Genomic DNA, 20,373 nt, shown 5'->3' with positions numbered 1-20,373 from the left:
GTTTGATGTGGTTTTAACAGGATTGCAAAATGTAATAAAATCCTTTGATGTATGCTAACGAATTAAAAAAGCCAACCCCTCGCGAGGAGGGGCTGGCTTCTGGTTTAGATGGCCTTGTGCTGACGGATCTCTTTAGAAGGTGAAATCCATTCCTGCAACAAAGCTGCGTCCCGGAGCACGGAACCATTCGGCTTCTTCATACTGCACGTTGCCGATGTTGTTACAGAGGAATGTAGCTCCGATGTTGTCGGTGATTTTGTACTTCGCGCCGGCGTTGAAGACGATAAAGTCGCCGGGGTAGTTGTTGCCTTCGGTATTTGTATAGAGATTCACGGCCTTGTACTCGCCGACATAGCGTCCGTTCAGGTTCAGTGCGAGCCTGTTGACGGGTTTCCATGTTACGCCAACTGATGCGGTATGTTCCGGCCGCATGGGCAGCCATTCCGGATCGGGATTGGAGTCGATGGCAACCGCAGGGGTGCTTGGCTTGTAGTCGGTGTTTTTGGCGTTCATGTAGGTGTAAGCCAGATTGACGTTCCACGAAGGATTCGGGCGGATGTTCAGGTTGGTCTCGATGCCCCAGATACGGGCCTTCGTGATGTTCTGGAATTCGAATGTTGTCCCCTGCAGCTTGACCGATTCGATCAGGTTGTCGTAATCGTTGAGGAATGCGGCCACGTCGAGCGAGACCTTGTCGCCGAACTGCTTGTAGACGCCGATCTCGTAGGCGGTCATGGTCTCCTTGTCGAGCGCCGGGTTCGGTACGCCTTTAAGGATTCCGGCATCTCGGACAAACCGTTCTGCAAGCGTCGGTGCGCGGAAGCTTGTACCCCACGATGCGCGGAAGCTCATGTCGTCCGTGGCCTTGTAGTTGAGCGCGATACGAGGGCTGATGGCATCGACCGACGGGTTTTCAATTGATTCAGTTGGCGTATTCGGATATGATGGAGGAAAACCTGGAGCAGGAGTTGTGTAGTCAACATACGTAACCTCATCAGCATCGATACCGCTCCAGTCATACCGCAGGGAGAGCAGGGCAGTCAGCTTGTCAGTGAGTTTCCACTCGTCCTGCACGAATGCGGCAAAGTTTTTTTCCTGTATATCGTTGAGGTCACTATTGCTTAAAGGGTGTGCCGAGGGAATTTCCCCTGTGTACTGCGTTGACTGAACGTCAATAATGTTGCCGTCAAGACCGAAAAGAAGGCGATGGCTGTCGCTTACTCTCCAGTCAAGTTTTGCACCTGCTCCGTACCGGTTCGAGCTGGTTTCATTGAATTCACCCGGATAGCGGGTGGCGCCGGTTGCATACATCTGATTTGCCGGCGTATTGTTATACTCGTAAGTGGTTGCGTTGCGAGTGTAGTAGAGCCGAGTGTCAAGGGTGAGGTTGTCGCTCAGCAAGTTTACGTAGTTCAGGCCCGCCAGAGCGTTCTTCCGCTTGATGAGATCGTCTGTATAGACATCGTATTTCGTGTAAGGCCCTGCTGCAGGGAATCGGGCGTTCACATAAACATCGTAGGCAAGTTCAGGGTGAGGGATGAATGTTCCGGTTGCAACTGTCGCGTCATAAGGCCATGTGTATGCGTAGCCGCCCTCCGTTTCGTTATAAAAGGCGCTGAGCTGCAGGTACTGTTTTGCATCGATGTCGTAGCGCGCTTTCAGCTTGACGTCGTTCAGCAGGGTCTGTGCATTCTGGCGGTAACCGTCGTCCTCGCTGTGCGAGTAGAGGAGGCTGTAGCTGAGCTTGCCGCTCTTGTTGCCGATGCCTAAATAGCTGTTCCAGAACCACGGGGTGTAGCCGTCGCGGTAAACGCTCTTGTCACCGGAAGGAGGCGCATCGTAAAAGCCTGCGCTTGATCCGGCTTTCACTTCAAGGGTTTCCGGAAGGTGGCCGAACACGTTAACCACGCCGCCCATGGCGCCCGATCCGTAGAGGGTTGCTGCTGAACCTTTGAGCACCTCGACCTTGTCGGCTGCGTTCATGTTGACCGAAGACCATACAACTTCACCGGTTTCCGGGCTGTTGAGCGGGAACCCGTCATAGAAGCCCTGCACGCGGGTGCCGATTGCACCGCCCTGATAAGTGTTGGATCCGCGGATCTGCAGGGTGGAGGTTGTTTGTCCTCCTGCACGGGTAACAACAACGCCAGGGATGTCCTCAACTACCTGATCGAGGGTCGGGTTAGGTTCCTGTTTGATTTTTTCGGCAGAAACCACGTTGGCAGTCACCGGAACTTCAAGCCTGTCCTGCTTGTAGAGCGCCGCGCCGACAATGACTTCCGATGCCATAACGGTGGTCTGGCCAAGCTGCAGACTTATACTGGCTGTCTGGCCGGTGCCGACAGTAACTATCTGGCTCGTCGGGGCGTAACCGACTATGGATACGGAGATTTTCTGTGATTTTGCAGGTACGTTCTGAAGGATGAAGTTGCCGTTCATGTCGGTTGCCGTGCCGATAGTGGTACCGGCAATAGTGACTGACGCGCCATAAACTCCCTCTCCGTCTGCCTTGTCGATGACCCTGCCTTTTACCGTGCCGGTATCAGCTCCGTAGGAGGGGAGAGGTACCAGCATTGCCATGAGGCAGAACGCTGAAAGAACAAAACGGAAAATGCGATACATGTTCGCATGTTTTGTTTTCATGGTTGTGTGTTGTGTGGTTATAATGATACGGACAAAAAAACAGGGTTAGAAACTTTTTTATCTTGTTCAGAAGTTCATAATCATCATCACTCAGCCTCAGCAATCAAAACATGATGGGAGTAAAAAGGCTTCTCCTCATCAGCATATACATAACGCGTCACATCGAAGTTATTAAAAAAAATGCAATAATGCAACATATTGCTGCAATGGGTCTTGATTGGTGATGTGATGGCGTAATAGTGTGTTAAATGACAACTCCCCGGTGGTTGCCGGGGAGTTTGAGATGGTGCGCCTTATTTATTGTGTGATTCGGCTTTATCGGTCAGATAACGCCAAGCTCTTTACCTATGGTGCAGAATTCGGTGATCACTTTGTCGAGATGGGCCTGCTGGTGGGTTGCCATGAAACTGGTACGGAGCGCTTCGTGCCCAGGCATGACGCCCGGGCGGATGAAGGCGTTAACGTATACACCTGCATCAAAGAGCTTTTTCCAGAAGAGAAGGGTTTTTATCTGGTCGCTGATCAGTACGGTAACAATGGCTGTGCGTGATGGCATCAGGGTAAATCCAGCTTTGATCAGTGCCTGGCGGACGTAATCGGTATTGGTGATGAGCCGTTCCATGAGTTCCGGTTCAGTTTGGATAATCTCAAGGGTGGCGAGAACTGCAGCTACACTTGCGGGGGTGGGTGAAGCGCTGAAAATCAGTGATGAGGCGTTGTGCTTGATGTAGTTGATGACACTGCGATCGCCAACAACGTAGCCTCCGAGCGAACCAAAGGTTTTCGAGAAGGTTCCCATGATCAGATCGACCTCATTGACAAGGTTAAATTCTGAGGGGGTTCCTTTTCCATTTTTACCGATTACACCGACTGCGTGGGCGTCGTCAATGAGAATGCGGGCGTTATATTTTTTTGCCAGTTTTACCAGGTTTGGAAGATCGACGATCTCTCCGGATACCGAAAAAACACCATCAGAGACAATAAGGCGGCCTGCAGTTTCCGGAATGGTCTGGAGTACCCGCTCCAGATCTTCCATGTTGTTGTGGTTGTAACGTACCAGGTTTGCTCCTGCTCCCTGTGCCATGATGGAGGCAGCAACAAGGCTCGCATGGTTGTCGCGGTCGGAGACAATGTATTCACCGCGCTGGACCAGTGTCGGGATGATGCCCTGACCGGTTTGATAGCCGGTACTGAAGAGCAGACAGCGCTCTTTTTCAAAAAAGTCAGCCAGCTTCTCTTCTAGCTCGACGTGCAGGTTTACCGTGCCGGTCATGTAGCGTGATCCGCTGCAACTGGTGCCGTACTTGTTGATGGCGTTGATCGAAGCTGCCTTTACCCTTGGGTCGGCGGTGAGGCCAAGATAGTTGTTTGAGCCAGCCATGACAAGCTTTCGCCCTCCAAAGGAGACAACAGGGCCCTCATTTTCGTCTATCGGGTGAAAAAAGGGATAGACGCCTTGCGCCTTTACCTCGTCGGCAATGGTATATTCAATGCACTTTTTAAACAAGTCTTTCGTTTTATCCACAGGAATGCAATTTTACTTCGGCTATAACAGAAAAAGCCGGGATTTCTTGTTTTTACGGTCATCTCTTCTCTTTCCTTCGAGGGTGACCGGTTTTCAAGTAAGCGGATTTTGCTCAGAAACCGAAATGTATCAAAAATTTTAGTTTTTTGTTAAAACAGTGGCTGGTTTTTTTGCTGCAGCAGACTCTTCAGGATGAAAAGCAGAGTATGTTGTTGAATAAATGGAGTTATGGGGGATATGGGTGAAACAGTATTGGTGACGGGTTCAACCGGTTTTATTGGCGCTCGATTGTTGCGCTATCTTGCCGCAGAGGATGAGAGGGTGAGGGTCTATCTTCGCCCTGAGAGTAATGAGAGTGCTTTGCCTGATGGGGTAGAGGTTGTACGGGGCAGTTTTGGCGACATGGAGGCTCTTGGGCGTGCGGTTCGGGGTGTTGACCGGATTGTCCATCTTGCCGGGGTGACGAAGGCTCTTGACGAGGCGGGTTATGATGCGGGTAATGTGTTGCCGGTAGAGAATCTGCTTGCGGCGGTGAGGGAGCATAACCCCGGTCTGAAGCGTTTTCTCCTGGTCTCGACTCTTGCGGTTGCCGGTCCGGCTTCAGAAGGGATATGTGGTATGAAGGAGTGTGACCTCCCCTCTCCGGTTAGTGCATATGGGCGCAGCAAGCTGCGGGCGGAGAGGCTCTGCCTGGAAAGTGCGGGGGATATTCCGATTACCATCGTACGCCCTCCTGCGGTCTACGGGCCGGGTGACCGTGATGTTCTGCAGGTGTTTCAGATGCTCTCCAAAGGGGTACTGGTGTCGGCGGGAAATGTGGCAAGGCAGCGTTTCAGTCTTGTTTATGTTGATGATCTTGTTTGTGGCCTGATGATGGCGGCTCGTTCGGAACGGGCTGTGGGAGCTATTTATTATATCACGTCATCCCGTTCGTACTCGTGGGATGAGTTTATTGCTGCCGTGCAACCGGCGCTTGGTTTTCGGAAGATCTACCGCTTTTCGTTGCCGCAGCCACTCCTCTTTCTGCTTGGCGCGTTCATGGGTGCGGTGGGCTCTTTACGTGGAAAGGTTGCGCTCATCAATCGTGACAAGGCTTATGAACTGGTGCAGGATTACTGGGTCTGTTCCTCCGCTCAGGCTGAAATGGATCTTGGTTTTACAGCCAGCACAACCCTCGGCGAAGGTATTGCAAAAACGATCTCCTGGTATCGCCGCAAGGGGTGGTTGTGATGGCGGGGCTCAATTTATCCGAGCAGTTTTTGCATGAGCCGCAGGAGCAGGTATTTTTCGTCGGGGTAGGGGAGCAGCCCTTTGAGTGCGGCATCGGTCTCTTTGAGGGCGGTGATGGCTCGCTCGGTATCCTGAAGTGAAAATGAGCGGGTGTAGGCAAGGTAGTTTTTGACGAAGTACTCCTGTTTGCCAAACATGCCGAGGATTTTTGCGATTTCTGCCTGGGGAAGTTGCCGTACCTCCGGAAGCGAGAGCTTCCAGAGGCGGATATAAAAGGTGGCAAGAAAACGGACGATGTTACCGAGCCCCTCTTTCTGTCCTTCCTGCTCCATGATCATGAGCGATATGCCGCTGCAGAGCCTCAGACTTCGTTCTGCCAGGGCTTTTTCAAGTTCAAAGACGTTGTAGGTGCGTGATACGCCGACACTGTCGAGGACGTCGGATGCTGTGATCCGTTTTTCAGCTCCCCTGGCAGAGGCGTACAGGATGATTTTTTCAATTTCGTGGCATATTTCCCGCGCTGATGGCTCAATATAGGCGGTAAAGGCTTTGAGGGCATCGGGCTCAAAGCTCCATCCGGAAGCTTTGGCTCTGTTGGAAGCGAAGAGTTCCGGAGTTTTGATGGCCGGGAAGTCGTGGCGGTATTTTTTCAGCGTGCTGAAAGGTGGTTTTTCAATCTCTTTTTTCTCAATCTGGCCAGCATCGAGTATCAGGACGGTAAACTCAGCCGGATTGGTCAGGTAACGGCTGAATTTTTCTTCGTGTTGTTTCTGCAACTCTCTGGTCGGGGGCTTCTTGATTTTTTCAAACTGCCGGACAATGATCAGTTGTTTTGGGGTGAACATCGGGTATTCCGAGGCTTTTGATATCAGTTCACCTGGTGTGAGGTCGGGAGCGTAAAGGATATGGGTATTGCAGGCCGCATCGCTTTCGGATGGAAAAACAGCCGTTTTGATAAGGTCGGCAAACTCTTCCTTGAGATAGCTTTCGGTGCCATAAAAGAGGTAAACCGGTGCAATGTTTCCGGCAAGAATATTTTTTTTCAGTGCATCCATCGTTGATAGTAACGTGTTATCGGGTGAGCCGCAGGAGCGCTTTTGGTGGTCATCAGTAATCAGTTGTCAGTTGTCAGTTATCAGTAATCAGTCCTCAGTTATCAGTAATTGCTGACAACTGAAAACTGAAAACTGACAACTTAAAACGCTTCAGAATGGCAGGTCATCCTTGTCATTTTCAAGCATGGGTACTGACGGGTGGGTTGGTGGCGATGGATAGTCATGAGGGCTTTGCTGGCGCTCGTAACCCTGGGAGCTGCTTTCAGAGCTCGTTCCGCCTCCCTGTTCCCGCGCTCCGCCGAGCATCTGCATGTCGGAACAGACAATCTCGGTTGTATATCTTTTTTCGCCGTTTTTGGGATCGTCCCAGCTTCTGGTCTGCAGACGCCCTTCGACGTAAACTTGTCGTCCCTTTTTCAGGTATTGACTGCATATTTCAGCAAGTTTGGCCCAAACGACGATCCGGTGCCATTCTGTTCTCTCCTGCAGATTGCCGTTGTTGTCTTTGAAGTTTTCATTGGTTGCCAGAGTAAAAGTAACCCTCGACTGGCCGGAGGTAGTGACTTTCATTTCGGGATCGTTGCCGAGGTGGCCGATCAGCATTACTTTGTTAAGTCCTTTTGCCATGGTAGTTGGTAGTTTGTTGAAAAAAAGCTTTCGGGAATACCGTTCAGAGCTCTTGTAAAGATAAAATTATCTTTTTTATACCGCAAGCAGTTCGGCATCAATGACAGGGCCCTCCTGACAGAGCAGGATGGTGCGGAGTCCCCCATCGGGTTTTTTGACTTCGACGCTGCAGCCGTAACAGATCCCTATACCGCAGCCCATAACCGATTCAAGTGAGATATCACATCTCAGACTCTGCTCGCGGCAGAATGCGGCAACTGCTTTCAGCATTGGATTTGGTCCGCATGAGAAAACCTTGAGAGCGCCATCCTGTTTGAGTGCGGGTAACTCTTCACGGAGCAGTTCGACTACAGTTCCCCGGAATCCTGCTGAACCGTCATCTGTTGCAAGCCGACAGTTTGAAAGTTCTTGGGCGAGTAACTCCTCTTTTGTTCGGCCACCAATCAGGTTAATCACCTTTATGCCCTTAGCTTTCAGTTCTTTTTCAAGAAAGAGCATGGGAGCGGTGCCGATGCCTCCTGAAACAAGAATGGCGGTATTGAATTTATTCCCACTTATGTCGAAACAGGTTCCGAGTGGCCCGAGAACCATCATGGTTGAGCCTTTTGTACTGTCGCAAAAAAGTGCACTGCCGCGCCCTGCGGCTTTAACCATGATGTCGATGAGTCCTCCTCGCACGTTGTGTATCGAAAATGGCCGTCTGAGCAATGGCAGCGTTGTGTCGCTGACCTTGATGTTGACAAAATTTCCGGGCTTTGCGGATGCGGCAATTGCCGGACAATCAAGAGTGATGACCGTGACATCGTGACTGATGCGGCGGGTCTCGACTACGGTTGCACGTGTATCAGTGATGGAGTTTGTTTCGGGCATGACGATGCTCATCAAGGGATAGGAGATGGTAATATCTTGTTACTTGAGAACTCCAATTAAGTGAGCTGAACGTTCATTTGCAAGTTGTTCGATCGAGTTTAAAAAGTTTAAAATTTTAAACCTTGGCTGAAGTGTGTATGTTAGATTCTTTTGTAGAGTCAGCTCAGAGTTATATCTTTGACTTTTTCTGATTTTTCCTCAGTGGTCATAACATCCAATGTCTGGTTTATGCGTATTTTAACTTTTACAGGTAAAGGCGGGGTAGGGAAAACCAGCGTTTCTGCGGCTACGGCTGTCCGTTTGTCGCAACTGGGCTATCGTACCCTTGTTCTTTCAACCGACCCCGCACATAGTCTTTCGGATTCCTTTAACCTGCCTCTTGGCGCTGAACCGACAAAGATAAAGGAGAATCTTCATGCCATTGAGGTGAATCCTTATGTTGACCTGAAGCAGAATTGGCAGTCTGTACAGAAATACTACTCCAAGATTTTCATGGCTCAGGGCGTTTCAGGTGTTATGGCTGATGAAATGACCATTCTTCCCGGCATGGAAGAGCTGTTCTCTCTTTTGAGAATCAAGCGCTACAAAGCCTCCGGTCTCTATGATGTGCTGGTGCTTGATACCGCCCCGACGGGTGAAACCCTGCGCCTCCTCTCTCTTCCCGATACGCTTGCCTGGGGCATGAAGGCGGTGAAGAATGTTAACAAGTATCTTATCAAGCCGCTCAGCAAGCCTCTTTCAAGGATGTCGGATAAAATTGCTTTTTTTGTGCCTCCGGCAGATGCCATTGAGTCGGTTGATCAGGTTTTTGATGAGCTTGAAGACATTCGTGAAATTCTTACGAATAATAAAAAATCGACGGTACGCCTTGTTATGAATGCGGAGAAGATGTCGATCAAGGAGACCATGCGTGCCTTGACCTATCTGAATCTTTACGGTTTCAAGGTGGATATGGTTCTTGTCAACAGGTTACTTGATACCAAAGAGGACAGTGGATATCTGGAGAACTGGAAAGCGATTCAACAGAAGTACCTCGGAGAGATTGAAGAGGGCTTTTCTCCCCTTCCGGTGAAAAAACTGAGGATGTACGAGCAGGAAATTGTCGGTCTGAAGTCCCTGGAGATGTTTGCCAAAGATATGTACGGCGACAGCGATCCGTCTGATATGATGTATGACGAACCACCGATCAAATTTGTCCGTAACGGCAATGTCTATGAGGTACAGTTGAAGCTGATGTTCGCCAACCCTGTCGATATTGATGTATGGGTAACAGGCGACGAGTTGTTTGTACAGATCGGCAACCAGCGTAAAATCATCACCCTTCCGATCAGCCTGACCGGGCTTGAACCGGGCGATGCGGTATTTAAGGACAAATGGCTTCATATACCCTTTGATCTTGATCGTCACGAGCAGAGCCGCCTGCAAAAAGAACAGAAAGCTTATGACAGGGGATAGAGATGCTTCATGGGGAACACTTGTTTAGATCGATATTTATGTTTAAATTCCGACAGAATAATTTAGTATTGTTTTCAATCATAACCGGGGCTCCGTTTTCGCGGCCTCACTTCCATGGAGATTGATTATGTCGGAATCGTACCAGAAACTGCGTAAGGATTTTAAGGAACTTGAGTTTACTGATCGCCTCACGTTTCTTGCTGAGAGTGTGCTTTTGACTGGCGAGAGCGCTATTGTTGGTGGCTTGAATCTTGCCGGAAATGTCTTTGATACGGTGACCGGTACTGTGGGCGCTGTTATTGACGCTTCGGGCATCGGGAATCTGATCGGCAGCACCGGCGGAGTTGTCGGCGAGACCATTGATCGGGTTGCCATTACCGTTAAGGATGCATCAAGAACAGCAAGCGAGTTGTATGTCAATGCCGTCGAAACCGTTGAAAATGCGACCACAAATGCAGCAACGGCCGTGGGTGATGCGGGGGTGTCTGCTTCTGAAGTTGTCAAGAATTTTGCGGGTTCCTTTCAGAAGGGTCAGGTGAGGAAATAGGGTAATCTGCGTTGTTGACGTACTTCGTTACGAAGTGGGCAGAAAAAACTTTTTTTTGTGTTTTTTTGTTTATTACTATTAAATTGGGACAAGAGTTCTAAACTTAAGTTTTGGTATTTTTCCAACAATTAAATTCCAAGGAGGAATTATGAGTGGTGGTGGCGTTTTTACCGATATCCTGGCAGCAGCCGGGCGTATTTTCGAAGTAATGGTTGAGGGGCATTGGGAAACTGTAGGAATGTTGTTTGATTCATTGGGCAAAGGCACCATGAGAATCAACCGCAATGCTTATGGCAGCACAGGCGGAGGCACCAGCCTTCGTGGTTCTTCACCTGAAGTTTCAGGTTATGCTGTTCCTTCGAAAGCTGTTGAATCAAAGTTCGCAGAGTAAGTATAACGAGATTATGCTCTTTGCCCAGGCAGTGAAAAGGTTAAAGCTTTCACTGCCTTTTTTGTTTTGATCATAAATCAGGTTGCTCTCCGCGTTGTCGGGTTATTTCTGTTTATTGTAAAATTTTCATAGATTTAAGGTCAGTGTGCTAATCAGTATCAAGTGAACGGGTATGGGTAATGGCTAATATATCGTTGTATATCTCGGCGCAGACCGAACAGAGTGATGTAACTGAGTTTTTTCAGAAGGGGCTCATGCATGCCGGTGAGAATCCGATTGCATTTTTTGAAGGGGTTTTTTATGAATCACATCAGGAGCGTGTTGGTAATATTGCCTTTCAGGATTACCTGATTTATAGTGATAAGGCTGTTTATTTCTGGGCGAGAGGTTCGAACAAAGACTATCTCGACCGCTTTAATCTTGGTTCTGTCAGTGTAAACAGTCGGAATAAGGATCATGATTTCGCGACGCTGAATTTCAAGGTTCGCCGTGAGGAGAAGGAGCCGGTCTATGTTATTTTTGATATGGTCGAACTGAGGGAAGCTGAATTGATTACCAGGCTTCATACGGTTGTTGAATCCATTATCGAAGAGCGTTTTGGCCTTGATTACCGGAAAATTCTTCCTGACGACGTTTCGCTTCATATTTTGCAGGACGTAAGGGGTATCTGTGTGCCTCAGGTTATCTCTCTTCGCCTGAATGCTCCTGATCCTTCCCGACAGGAGAGTCATATCGGTTATGGTCAGGATCTTCTTGAACAATACAAGGCTTCTATCGGTTACCATCCAGATGAAAGCGGGCAGAAGCAGGGCAGAGGGGTGCCCGGGGGTTCGCAGGCAGGCGGGGCAGCGCCGGAAGGATTTTCTCCGGCTGAAATGTTTAAAGGCATTGAAAATATACTTCCTACGGATCCGGCTTCACTGAAAAGAATTGCCGGTTCGATCAAGGAGATGATTGGTGATGCTCCGTTCAAAATTCGTGACCAGGTTAAAAATGACCTGCAGCATGTTCCCGGTATGTTGACTGCGCTTAATGAACTGCTCATCAGTATTGCAGATAATCCACAGGCAGAGCGTTTTGTTATCAATATTGTTAAAACTGCGGTCAAAAATGATGGGGTTATCGGATCGGTTGGAAAGCTGTTGCGCCTCTCTTCGAGTTTTGGCGATTCATCGAAAAAGAGAACACAACGCCCCACCTCGAAAGCGCCTCAGGGGGGAATGCATGATGCCTCACCACATCAGCGACGTGATAGTGGGGATGATGAAGAGCCTGCGTTTAAAAAAAGGAGCATTCATATAACAAGTGATGATCGTGCGACCTCCAACGATGATTGTTTCAGCAGTGAGCCCTTTTCCGCTGAATCGGGCAAGAGGGTTTCTGCTGCATCGGGAGTGGGTGCAGGGAGTGCTGGTGATCATGAAGGTGATGCTGCCCCGAAGCGCAAAAGTATTACCATCAAATCTCTTGATGAGGATGTCCCTCCACTTGTGAAAAACATGATGAGTATGGATGATTCTCCAGGAACAGCAGGGGGTGTTTCAAAAACCAGAATCAGGATCAAGTCGGATTCGGACAATGCGCAACCATCGGAAAGGCTCACCCCGGTATCGCACTCTGATGATGATACTCAGGGAAAAAAGGAATCAGGTAACGGTCACCATACTGGCCATGACGCCGATAATGAAGGCGCAACTCATCGATAAAAAGTGTTCAGTCAAGATCAAGTTCACTCAATAGTTTTATTATCAACATGAGAATTATTCTTTACTTGGGTAAAGGAGGGGTAGGCAAGACTACCGTTTCAGCGTCGTCTGCAACCGCAATTGCACGAAGAGGACAGAGGGTTTTGATTATGAGTACCGATGTGGCTCACAGCCTTGCCGACGCATTGAGTACCGAACTCTCTTCCACGCCGGTTGAGGTTGAAAAGAATCTCTTTGCCATGGAGGTGAATGTTCTTGCCGAAATAAGGGAGAACTGGACTGAACTCTATTCCTATTTCTCATCGATTTTAATGCATGATGGAGCCAATGAGGTTGTCGCCGAAGAGCTTGCAATCATGCCGGGTATGGAGGAGATGATCAGTTTGCGCTATATCTGGAAAGCTGCCAAGTCAGGTGATTATGATGTGGTGGTTGTTGATGCTGCCCCGACAGGAGAGACCATGCGTTTGCTTGGAATGCCTGAATCGTATGGATGGTATGCCGATAAAATTGGCGGATGGCATTCAAAAGCCATCGGTTTTGCGGCTCCACTCCTCAACAAGTTTATGCCGAAGAAAAATATCTTCAAGCTTATGCCGGAGGTGAACTCGCATATGAAAGAGCTTCATGCCATGCTTCAGGATAAATCAATAACCACCTTCCGCGTGGTTCTTAATCCTGAGAACATGGTTATCAAGGAGGCCTTGCGTGTGCAGACCTATCTTAATCTTTTCGGTTACAAGCTTGATGCCGCCGTTGTCAACAAGATTCTTCCCTCAAGTTCAACGGACAGTTATCTGCAGAGCCTTATCGATATTCAGAGCAAATATCTAAAAGTGATTGAAAATTGCTTCTATCCGGTACCGATTTTCAGGGTGAAGCAGTCTACGGCAGAAATTATCAATACGGAGAGGCTCTATCAGTTGAGTCAGGAGATGTTTGGTGAGCGTAATCCAGCAGAAATTCTCTACGTTGATGACAAAACCCAGATGCTGGAGAAAGTTGATGGCAAATATGTCCTGAGTCTTTACCTGCCGAACGTTGAGGTGAAGAAGCTTAATGTGAACATCAAGGGTGATGAGCTGCTGGTGGACATCAATAATTTCCGCAAAAGCATTATTCTGCCCAATGTCCTTGTTGGACGCAAGACGGAGGGCGCTGACTTTTCTGAAGGGAACCTGAATATCACCTTCGCCAACTGAGAAGGTCAGACCGGCTTTTTCAGGATCATCGTGATTACGAACAGACGGAGTGCTTTACCGGGCATTCCGTCTTTTTTTTATCCTGATTCCCTCTTTTAATTTTATCAATACCGAGCGGTCGCTGCAGCCGGAGAGTAGCTGCAGAATGGTCTTGTGCATTGCGGGATGCAGGGGATTGGCAAGGTCGAGCAGAGGGATAAGGACAAAGTTGCGACAATGCAATTCGGGGTGCGGTATGGTGAGTGTTTCGGTGAGGAGAGAGAGGTCGTCGTAGAGCAGAATGTCGAGGTCAATGACTCTCGGGCTCCAGCGCGGATAGGCATCCGGTCTTCCAAGTTCCTGCTCAATTGTTTTACATTGTCGGCGCAGCTCTTCGGGTGCAAGTGATGTTTCAAGTTCAACTACCCCGTTAAAGAAGCGGTTCTGTTCGCTCTCGCCGACTGGTTCGGTCATATAGATTGCTGAGACGCCTCTCACCTCTGTTCCGGCAAGAAGGGCAATCCGGTCAACGGCCTCCTGAAGGTGGTGGAGGCGCTCTCCAATATTGGATCCTATCCCGATAAAGACCTTGTGCATAGGCATAACTTCAGCAGCGGGATGTGGCGTAATCGGCTTCAGCATAATCGCAGATACCATCAACGGGCGGGTTGCGTTTGCGGACATTGATGGCGACTTTTTCAAGAAGAGGAAAATCCCGGAGGAGATCGTGAGCTATTTCATAGGCGACAGCCTCGATAAGAAAGAACTTCCTGAGGGTCAGGGCCTCCTGAATCTTTTTGTACACTGCGCCGTAATCGATGGTTTTTGTGATGTCATCGTTTTGTGCTGCATCGGTGAAGTCGAAAGAGAGCGCCGCATCCACTTCATATTTTCCTCCTACGGTGTGCTCTTCCTTGAGAACGCCGTGATGGGCATAGAAAACCATGTTTACCAGCCTGACGCATGAGTGAGCATACGGTGTCATAAAAATCCCGGAGTGAATGAAATATCGCTGGATATTGGTTCTGAAAAGCGTATCTGAGCTGTTGTTCAGTGCTTGACCTTTTTTTCGTATTTATTGCCGATAACCTTGCAATCGGGCAAACAAAACCACAAAAGCATATCGGAGTCGCCCTCATTCAGGACTCTGAAACTGCCAGCCTCAAAAACAACTTCCAGAATAATCTTGTCCCATTCCAGCAAATCCCCTTCGAAAATCTCATGCCCATCCTTGTCATCCAGTCCGGTATACTGCAACCACTCGGAGCGCTGCCTGAACTTGATAAAATCAACATCATGGGTATTTACTGTAGAGAACTGCCAGATATCCTGAAGTGAGGAGATATCCTGAAAGAGCGCTTTAAATTTTATTTTTTTAATATCCATGGTTCTCTTCAAAAAAAAAACTCGAAACCGGGCAGTGCTTCGATAATATTGCATAAGCCGATACCTGCCCATACCGTCTGCACGGTAATATAGCAATTCTCTATCTCGTTCTACAACAAGCCATTTTATCGCTCTACCCAGGGGGATTTCTCGCTTTTTGTTTTGGAAGAGCTTCGTCTGCTTCAGCGATTACCGGGAGAGGGGAGCGCTGATTGTTGAATCAGGTGGGGGGATGGGGTGTCATCTTCCCGAAAGAGTATAAAATTCACTACCTTGGGATGGCGTTTTGATTTTTTTTCAATGTATTCGGGAATGGCAATCATGAAAAACAGGGCTCGTGACGAGTTTTATGAAGGGTGTCGTGCAAGGGCCATTATGCTTGCTCTTGAGGAGGATCGTTACAAGGGGGATGTGACGACCCTTGCTACCATTGATCCTTCTCAGGGGGGAAGCGCCGTTATCAGGGCCAAGGAGGATGGTATCCTTGGAGGGGCCGATGTTGCCGTTCAGGTTTTTGCTGCCTGTGACAATAAGCTCTCCGTCGTATTGCATCACCATGATGGGGAAACCCTTCAGCGCGGTGACTTGATTCTTGAGGTGCAAGGAAAGCTCGCTCCGCTGCTCATTGGCGAACGTACAGCGCTTAATTTCATGCAGCGCATGTCGGGGATTGCAACCAGAACACGGCTCTATGTTGATTGTATTCGCCATACAGGGGCTGAAATTCTTGATACCCGAAAAACGGCTCCCGGACTTCGTTATTTCGACAAAGAGGCGGTCAGGATCGGCGGAGGAAAAAACCACCGTTTTGGCCTGTTCGACATGATTCTCATCAAGGATAACCATATTGATGCCTCCGGAGGTATTGCCAATGCGATCCGTCGTGCCCAACTTTACCGCAAAGAGGGGAAGCTTGAGGTGAAGATCGAAACGGAGGTTCGTTCCATGGAGGAGTTGCGGGAAGCTCTGCCCTGTTTGCCGGATATTATCCTTCTCGATAACTTTACTCCCGAGCTGCTGAAAGAGGCTGTCCTCTTTGTGAAGAGTTCCGGTTTCACTCCTCTTCTTGAAGCCTCAGGAAATATCACCCTGCACAATGTTCTGGAAGTTGCTGAAACGGGTGTAGACTTTATCTCTGTAGGAGAGCTGACGCACAGTGTCAAGGCTCTTGATCTTTCAATGACGATTGCTTTGGCCTGAACGAATAAGAACCATGGAGATTGGAGTAGACATTGTTGATCTTGACCGGATTGAAAAAGCATATAACCGCTATGGGGTGAAGTTTCTCCAGCGCTTTCTTTCCGAAGAGGAAATTACGCTCTGCCTGCAGAAACCGCAGGTTATAGCGAGTATTGCCGGACGGTTCGCGGCAAAGGAGGCGGTCGTCAAGGCGCTTGGAACGGGTTTTTCCTCTGGTGTGCACTGGAAGAGCTTTGCAATACTCAATGATAAACAGGGTCGTCCCTTTGTGCAGCCTGCTGATGCCGGGTGCTTTCCTGCCTGTGGCGCCATAAAAATCTCTATTGCCCACGACCGTCATGCAGCTATTGCCACAGCGTTGATAGAGTGGGTGTAGCGGGAACAACAGGGCATAAAAAAAGCAGGAGTTCCTTATTCATGAACTCCTGCCTCTGATCTGCAATTACCTGGAAAATTACTCCTGGCGAACAGGAATGGATTTCTCTTCCTCAGTGATGGTTACTTTTGACTTGATAATGTTGTAGATTTTTTCCTTGAGGATCGTGTCGGTGATGTAATCACGGAACTCGGGTGACAGATAGGTTTTCAGGATCTCTTCAGCATCCATGGACTCGCTTTTTTCAGCCTCTTTATCTGCATAAGCCTTTATATCATCGTCCGAAACCGAAAGAGTTGCATCTTCGGCAATTTTCTGACTGATCATCAGCCATTGCGCATGTTTTTCAGCATTGGGTTTCATCGCAAGCCGGAACTGCTCATCGTCGAATCCTTTCGGGAAGCTGCCACCCATCTGGCGTTTGGCATTTTCAAGCAGCATTTTTGAGAACGAGGCAATCATGGAGTTTGGTGCAGGCACCGGGTTCTCTTCGATCAGTTTGGCCGAGAGCGATTCGAGAAGCTCTTCATCGGATTTAAGAAGAAAGTGCTGCTCAAGCTGGATACGAACGTCCGCAGTGAAGTCGGTCACGGATTCAAAGCGACCACCTGTAATCTCCTTGACCAGCTCATCGGTAAGTTCCGGCAGTTCAAGCCGTTTGATTTCGCTGATGACAACACGGAAGCGGGATGGCTGTGCAGACTCCTTTTCATCGTTTTCAATATCAACGCTCTCTCCCGCTTTTTTCCCTGTAAGCGCTTTGCGAAACGGGTTCTCCTCAGGAAGGTACTCAAGGGTGAAATGATGATTGTCGGTCTTCTGATCATCATCGGTTTCGCCTGCTTCATTAAGCTTGTAGACATCGCCGATCACCGTATCGGTAGACAACGCGGCCTCATCGACCGTGTTGAGGGTGCCGTGCCCCTTGAGAATAAGGTTTATTTCGCGAGTAATATCCTCATCGGTGATCACATAGCGGTTTTGCGTGAAGGTATATCCACTGAAATCCTTTACTTCGAATTCAGGATGAATTTCGTAGGCGAGCGTGATTTTCAGCTCCTCGGGTGCAAAGGCGACGTCGATGATCTGTGCGCGGCTTGCCGGTTTTATCTTTTCAGCATCAGCAATCTCTCCGAAATATTTGGATGCCATTTTTTCGGCTACTGTTGCCTCAATGGAAGGGCCTGCCAATTTTTTAATCAAGCTTGCAGGAGCATGTCCTTTTCTGAATCCCTTGATCTGAATGTTTCTTTTTGCCTCTTCCAGTTCCTGGTTATATTCGGTACCGAATTCTTCAGCGGAAAGAATGATTTCCAGTTCCTGTTCGGTTTCGCTGACGTTCTTGATATTCTTTTGCAAGGCTCTTGTGGGTTAATTTGATGAGTAATGGTGAAAAATTAAAAGTCCACAAGATACGAATTAATTCTTGTGTTTGAAAACAGCGCTTCGCTGCCCTCAGCCCTGCTTTCCCGGTTTGTAGACCAGTGTTGAGTATGGCGCATCATGGAGCATCCGTGTGGCCGCTTCGGCGATATCCTCGGCAGTGACCGCCTCCAGAGCCGCAGTTTTTTCCTCAGGCTCAATATAACGTCCGAAATAGGAGAGGTCAGAAGCCGTTTGCGACATTCTTCGCGTCATTTTTTCCATTCCCATGATATGCGAACCGAGCAGTTTCCTCTTTGCCGCCAGAACCTCTTCCGGATCGGGCTGTTTGAGTGCATCACTCTGGAGCAACTCCCTGATGAGTTCAAGGGTCACCTTTGTTTTATTGCTGTCGGTGCCGGCATAGATGTTCATCGCGGTCAGATCGTCGAAAAAGGTGATCGATGAGTAGACGTTGTAAGCCAGTCCCCGTTTTTCGCGAAGTTCCAGATTGAGCAGGGAGCTCATGCCGTTACCGAGCATGGAGTTGAGCACCATCAGGCTGTAAAAGAGAGGGTCGTGGCGGGCTATGGCCGTACCGAGCACAATCTGCGCCTGGCAGACCCGTTTTTTCAGTGTCAGGGTAAAGGGGGTGTAATCCTCTGCGAGGAAAGGCTGGCGAACATACTGATTGCCTGATGGCTCCCTGAGCTTGCCAAGAAATCGCTCTCCAAGCAGCATGATCTCGTCGTGATGCACCATTCCGGTAGCCGTGATCAGCATCTTTTGCGGAATGTAGTGCTGCCGCATAAAGTTTTTCAGGTTCTCATCACTGAACGCTTCAACGCTTTTTTCCGTGCCAAGGATTGGTGTGCCGAGAGGGTGGCGGGGAAACGAACGCAGGTCAAACTCCTCAAAAATAAGCTCTTCAGGGGTGTCGTTGACGCTGCTGATCTCTTCGATAACAACCTCTTTCTCTTTTTCGATCTCTTCAGGAGGAAACACCGGGTCGCAGACAAGATCGGAGAGAAGGTCGAAAGAGGGTTCAAGGTGTTCCGGCAGGCAGCGAAGGTAGATGCAGGTCTGCTCCTTGGTGGTATAGGCATCGAGATAGCCACCGTGCTTTTCAATATTTCTGGCGATGTCGATGTAGGTGCGCCGCTTTGTACCTTTAAAAAGAGCGTGCTCAATGAAATGTGCCAGCCCCGGAGACTCTTTGGGGTCGTCGCGTGACCCGGCATCAATCTGTATACCGAGCGTTACGCTCTTTACAAAAGGGACGGTATCCGTGATAATCCTCAACCCGTTCGTCAGAACACCCTGCTGGACTGAAGCTTCTGAAAAGGGAGATGGCTGACGGCTGGACGATTCTTGCTTCATTACTGAATAATTTACTGATAAGCTGGTTCGATGAAATTCCCGCATATTGCCTGAAAACCAAGATAAGGAAAGTATAAGGGTTTTAAGGGGGGAATATTTTCGGGGGTAGAGCGCACATGAAAACGTGAGCAACTGCTCTTCCTATTCGATGATGTGAAAAAAAATATGATAACATGGATGGATAGTTTTCTGGCGGTACATGAATCCGATGTTCTCTATTCCAGGGAGGAATGAAAGCTCCTTATTTTGCCCGGAATCGTTGTTCTGCCTACAGCCATCATTCCGCCATCACCATCCGTTCTTGCCGCATTGCGAAAATAGAAGAAAACAATAGCCGCGAAATTCTTATTTTTGCGAACAGTGAAGCTCTCGCTGTTGTTTACATCTTTGCAGCCGGGCTCTTTTTTTATTTTCACCGTTTCATGCCTAACTCATCAATTGTCATAACCGGGGCTACCGGATATATCGGTTCCCAGATTCTTCTTGCGCTGCTTGCACGCTTTCCCGGAGAGCGTCGCTGCAGGGTGATTGCCCGGAAAAGCTCGGATTGCTCTTTTCTGGAGAGCTTGCCTGTCGAGATTGTTCGGGCGGATATGCTTGATCCTCTTGCCCTTCTTGAGGCTTTCAGGGGAGCGGAAACGGTCTTTCATTGTGCGGGACTTATCTCCTATACCAGACACTCCCGAAATGCGCTCTATGAGGCCAATGTGGTCGGGACAAGAAATGTGGTCAATGCCTCCCTGCACCATAAGGTGCGCAGGCTTGTTTTGACCAGCTCCATTGCCGCCATCGGCGCCTCCGAGGATGGTTCGCCAGCCAGTGAGTCATCCACCTTTCAGGAGTGGCAGCGACGGAATGGTTATATGGAGTCGAAGCATCTTGCTGAACTTGAGGGGCTGCGCGGAGTTGCAGAGGGCCTTGAAGTGGTCATGGTTAATCCTGGTGTGGTTATTGGTGTTGACCGCCGGAATCCCGCTTCGGTCAGTTCTTCGAACGAGGTATTGCGCCTTGTCTATCAGGGAAAGCTGCCCTTCTTCCCTTCGGGAGGCACCGGTTTTGTTGATGTCCGCGATGTCGCTGATGCTCACCTGGCGGCTTGGGAAAAAGGGCGTTCAGGGGAGCGTTATGTTGTGGTTGGCAGCAATCTGACCTTCCGGGAGCTTTTTGCCCGCATAGGGACTCTTTCTGGCAGCAGCAGTGGCCGGGCATTTATGGTGCCGGATGCTCTTGGTCTGCTTGCCGGTCTTGGCGGAGAGCTTTGGTCGATGCTCTCGAACCGTCCCTCCTTTATCAGCCTCGAGAGCATTCGTATCGCCTCAAGGATTCTTGCGTTCAGTAATACCCGCTCAGAGCAGGAGCTTGGTTTGTGTTACCGCGAGCTGTCCGAAACGCTCAAGACTCTGCTCTGAGCCAAAGGCTCTACTCTTTCTCCAACTTTT

At 49.1% G+C, this 20,373-nt stretch carries 19 protein-coding genes; 9 read left to right on the top strand and 10 right to left on the bottom strand.

The features are described from left to right. Positions 1 to 132: 132 nt before the first annotated feature. Entirely contained in the window at positions 133 to 2,643 is a 2,511-nt protein-coding gene (locus tag PPHA_RS12695; RefSeq protein ID WP_012509215.1) for a TonB-dependent receptor, read from the bottom strand. Positions 2,644 to 2,965: 322 nt separating this feature from the next. Continuing rightward, positions 2,966 to 4,168: an aminotransferase class I/II-fold pyridoxal phosphate-dependent enzyme gene (locus tag PPHA_RS12690; protein WP_012509214.1), complete on the bottom strand. Its 1,203-nt coding sequence runs from the start codon at positions 4,166 to 4,168 to the stop codon at positions 2,966 to 2,968. 237 nt (positions 4,169 to 4,405) lie between these two features. Here PPHA_RS12690 and PPHA_RS12685 point away from each other — a divergent pair, with 237 nt between their 5' ends. After that, a complete protein-coding gene (locus PPHA_RS12685) occupies positions 4,406 to 5,398 on the top strand; it encodes an NAD-dependent epimerase/dehydratase family protein (RefSeq protein WP_041526901.1) in 993 nt (330 codons plus the stop codon). A gap of 14 nt (positions 5,399 to 5,412) precedes the next feature. On the opposite strand, the gene holA is transcribed toward PPHA_RS12685, so the two are convergent. The 3 genes from holA to PPHA_RS12670 form a co-directional block, all read right to left on the bottom strand. After that, positions 5,413 to 6,453: a DNA polymerase III subunit delta gene (holA, locus tag PPHA_RS12680; protein WP_012509212.1), complete on the bottom strand. Its 1,041-nt coding sequence runs from the start codon at positions 6,451 to 6,453 to the stop codon at positions 5,413 to 5,415. 150 nt (positions 6,454 to 6,603) lie between these two features. After that, positions 6,604 to 7,080, bottom strand: a complete 477-nt coding sequence (locus PPHA_RS12675) for a single-stranded DNA-binding protein (protein ID WP_012509211.1) — start codon at positions 7,078 to 7,080, stop codon at positions 6,604 to 6,606. A gap of 75 nt (positions 7,081 to 7,155) precedes the next feature. Then, positions 7,156 to 7,950, bottom strand: a complete 795-nt coding sequence (locus PPHA_RS12670; RefSeq protein WP_012509210.1) for a dihydroorotate dehydrogenase electron transfer subunit — start codon at positions 7,948 to 7,950, stop codon at positions 7,156 to 7,158. A gap of 228 nt (positions 7,951 to 8,178) precedes the next feature. On the opposite strand from PPHA_RS12670, the gene PPHA_RS12665 reads away from it, so the two are divergent. The 5 genes from PPHA_RS12665 (at position 8,179) to PPHA_RS12645 (ending at position 13,251) form a co-directional block, all read left to right on the top strand. Beyond that, positions 8,179 to 9,405, top strand: a complete 1,227-nt coding sequence (locus PPHA_RS12665; protein ID WP_012509209.1) for a TRC40/GET3/ArsA family transport-energizing ATPase — start codon at positions 8,179 to 8,181, stop codon at positions 9,403 to 9,405. A gap of 127 nt (positions 9,406 to 9,532) precedes the next feature. Beyond that, positions 9,533 to 9,952, top strand: coding sequence for a chlorosome protein C (locus PPHA_RS12660; protein WP_012509208.1), 420 nt, complete (start codon positions 9,533 to 9,535; stop codon positions 9,950 to 9,952). A gap of 148 nt (positions 9,953 to 10,100) precedes the next feature. After that, positions 10,101 to 10,343: a bacteriochlorophyll c-binding family protein gene (locus PPHA_RS12655; protein ID WP_012509207.1), complete on the top strand. Its 243-nt coding sequence runs from the start codon at positions 10,101 to 10,103 to the stop codon at positions 10,341 to 10,343. Between the two features lie 179 nt (positions 10,344 to 10,522). Further along, entirely contained in the window at positions 10,523 to 12,049 is a 1,527-nt protein-coding gene (locus tag PPHA_RS12650; RefSeq protein ID WP_012509206.1) for a hypothetical protein, read from the top strand. Between the two features lie 47 nt (positions 12,050 to 12,096). After that, entirely contained in the window at positions 12,097 to 13,251 is a 1,155-nt protein-coding gene (locus PPHA_RS12645) for an ArsA family ATPase (protein WP_012509205.1), read from the top strand. Between the two features lie 54 nt (positions 13,252 to 13,305). Here the strand turns inward: PPHA_RS12645 and folK are convergent, their stop codons facing one another. The 3 genes from folK to PPHA_RS14755 form a co-directional block, all read right to left on the bottom strand. Beyond that, positions 13,306 to 13,833, bottom strand: a complete 528-nt coding sequence (gene folK, locus PPHA_RS12640; RefSeq protein ID WP_012509204.1) for a 2-amino-4-hydroxy-6-hydroxymethyldihydropteridine diphosphokinase — start codon at positions 13,831 to 13,833, stop codon at positions 13,306 to 13,308. 4 nt (positions 13,834 to 13,837) lie between these two features. Beyond that, positions 13,838 to 14,215, bottom strand: coding sequence for a dihydroneopterin aldolase (gene folB, locus PPHA_RS12635; RefSeq protein WP_012509203.1), 378 nt, complete (start codon positions 14,213 to 14,215; stop codon positions 13,838 to 13,840). Between the two features lie 65 nt (positions 14,216 to 14,280). Continuing rightward, positions 14,281 to 14,616: a YopX family protein gene (locus tag PPHA_RS14755; protein WP_012509202.1), complete on the bottom strand. Its 336-nt coding sequence runs from the start codon at positions 14,614 to 14,616 to the stop codon at positions 14,281 to 14,283. Positions 14,617 to 14,937: 321 nt separating this feature from the next. On the opposite strand from PPHA_RS14755, the gene nadC reads away from it, so the two are divergent. Both nadC and PPHA_RS12620 read left to right on the top strand, forming a co-directional pair. After that, the gene (nadC, locus tag PPHA_RS12625; protein ID WP_041526898.1) at positions 14,938 to 15,816 is read left to right on the top strand and encodes a carboxylating nicotinate-nucleotide diphosphorylase; all 879 of its coding nucleotides are present in this window, start codon (positions 14,938 to 14,940) and stop codon (positions 15,814 to 15,816) included. A gap of 13 nt (positions 15,817 to 15,829) precedes the next feature. Further along, entirely contained in the window at positions 15,830 to 16,192 is a 363-nt protein-coding gene (locus tag PPHA_RS12620) for a holo-[acyl-carrier-protein] synthase (RefSeq protein WP_012509200.1), read from the top strand. Between the two features lie 78 nt (positions 16,193 to 16,270). Here the strand turns inward: PPHA_RS12620 and tig are convergent, their stop codons facing one another. Both tig and PPHA_RS12610 read right to left on the bottom strand, forming a co-directional pair. Next, positions 16,271 to 17,551, bottom strand: a complete 1,281-nt coding sequence (tig, locus tag PPHA_RS12615) for a trigger factor (RefSeq protein ID WP_012509199.1) — start codon at positions 17,549 to 17,551, stop codon at positions 16,271 to 16,273. A 96-nt stretch (positions 17,552 to 17,647) separates the two neighbouring features. Further along, positions 17,648 to 18,934, bottom strand: a complete 1,287-nt coding sequence (locus tag PPHA_RS12610) for a M16 family metallopeptidase (protein WP_012509198.1) — start codon at positions 18,932 to 18,934, stop codon at positions 17,648 to 17,650. Between the two features lie 422 nt (positions 18,935 to 19,356). Between PPHA_RS12610 and PPHA_RS12605 the strand changes: the two genes are divergently transcribed. Continuing rightward, the gene (locus tag PPHA_RS12605; RefSeq protein WP_041526897.1) at positions 19,357 to 20,343 is read left to right on the top strand and encodes an SDR family oxidoreductase; all 987 of its coding nucleotides are present in this window, start codon (positions 19,357 to 19,359) and stop codon (positions 20,341 to 20,343) included. Positions 20,344 to 20,373 lie beyond the last annotated feature (30 nt).

It is taken from the genome of Pelodictyon phaeoclathratiforme BU-1 (genome assembly GCF_000020645.1).
GTDB lineage: Bacteria > Bacteroidota > Chlorobiia > Chlorobiales > Chlorobiaceae > Chlorobium > Chlorobium phaeoclathratiforme.
The sequence above is the reverse complement of the archived record's forward strand: the minus strand, read 5'-3'. Positions and strand labels throughout refer to the sequence as shown.

What these genes read in the sequence shown, in the direction of transcription:
- PPHA_RS12660 (WP_012509208.1), top strand. Translation starts at nt 9,533, where the DNA reads ATGTCGGAATCGTACCAGAAACTGCGTAAGGATTTTAAGGAACTTGAG.
- PPHA_RS12620 (WP_012509200.1), top strand. Translation starts at nt 15,830, where the DNA reads ATGGAGATTGGAGTAGACATTGTTGATCTTGACCGGATTGAAAAAGCA.
- folK (WP_012509204.1), bottom strand. Translation starts at nt 13,833, where the DNA reads ATGCCTATGCACAAGGTCTTTATCGGGATAGGATCCAATATTGGAGAG.
- holA (WP_012509212.1), bottom strand. Translation starts at nt 6,453, where the DNA reads ATGGATGCACTGAAAAAAAATATTCTTGCCGGAAACATTGCACCGGTT.
- nadC (WP_041526898.1), top strand. Translation starts at nt 14,938, where the DNA reads ATGAAAAACAGGGCTCGTGACGAGTTTTATGAAGGGTGTCGTGCAAGG.
- PPHA_RS12670 (WP_012509210.1), bottom strand. Translation starts at nt 7,950, where the DNA reads ATGCCCGAAACAAACTCCATCACTGATACACGTGCAACCGTAGTCGAG.
- PPHA_RS12675 (WP_012509211.1), bottom strand. Translation starts at nt 7,080, where the DNA reads ATGGCAAAAGGACTTAACAAAGTAATGCTGATCGGCCACCTCGGCAAC.
- PPHA_RS12650 (WP_012509206.1), top strand. Translation starts at nt 10,523, where the DNA reads ATGGCTAATATATCGTTGTATATCTCGGCGCAGACCGAACAGAGTGAT.
- PPHA_RS12645 (WP_012509205.1), top strand. Translation starts at nt 12,097, where the DNA reads ATGAGAATTATTCTTTACTTGGGTAAAGGAGGGGTAGGCAAGACTACC.
- PPHA_RS12685 (WP_041526901.1), top strand. Translation starts at nt 4,406, where the DNA reads ATGGGTGAAACAGTATTGGTGACGGGTTCAACCGGTTTTATTGGCGCT.
- PPHA_RS12695 (WP_012509215.1), bottom strand. Translation starts at nt 2,643, where the DNA reads ATGAAAACAAAACATGCGAACATGTATCGCATTTTCCGTTTTGTTCTT.
- PPHA_RS12605 (WP_041526897.1), top strand. Translation starts at nt 19,357, where the DNA reads ATGCCTAACTCATCAATTGTCATAACCGGGGCTACCGGATATATCGGT.
- PPHA_RS12610 (WP_012509198.1), bottom strand. Translation starts at nt 18,934, where the DNA reads ATGAAGCAAGAATCGTCCAGCCGTCAGCCATCTCCCTTTTCAGAAGCT.
- PPHA_RS14755 (WP_012509202.1), bottom strand. Translation starts at nt 14,616, where the DNA reads ATGGATATTAAAAAAATAAAATTTAAAGCGCTCTTTCAGGATATCTCC.
- folB (WP_012509203.1), bottom strand. Translation starts at nt 14,215, where the DNA reads ATGACACCGTATGCTCACTCATGCGTCAGGCTGGTAAACATGGTTTTC.
- PPHA_RS12665 (WP_012509209.1), top strand. Translation starts at nt 8,179, where the DNA reads ATGCGTATTTTAACTTTTACAGGTAAAGGCGGGGTAGGGAAAACCAGC.
- PPHA_RS12655 (WP_012509207.1), top strand. Translation starts at nt 10,101, where the DNA reads ATGAGTGGTGGTGGCGTTTTTACCGATATCCTGGCAGCAGCCGGGCGT.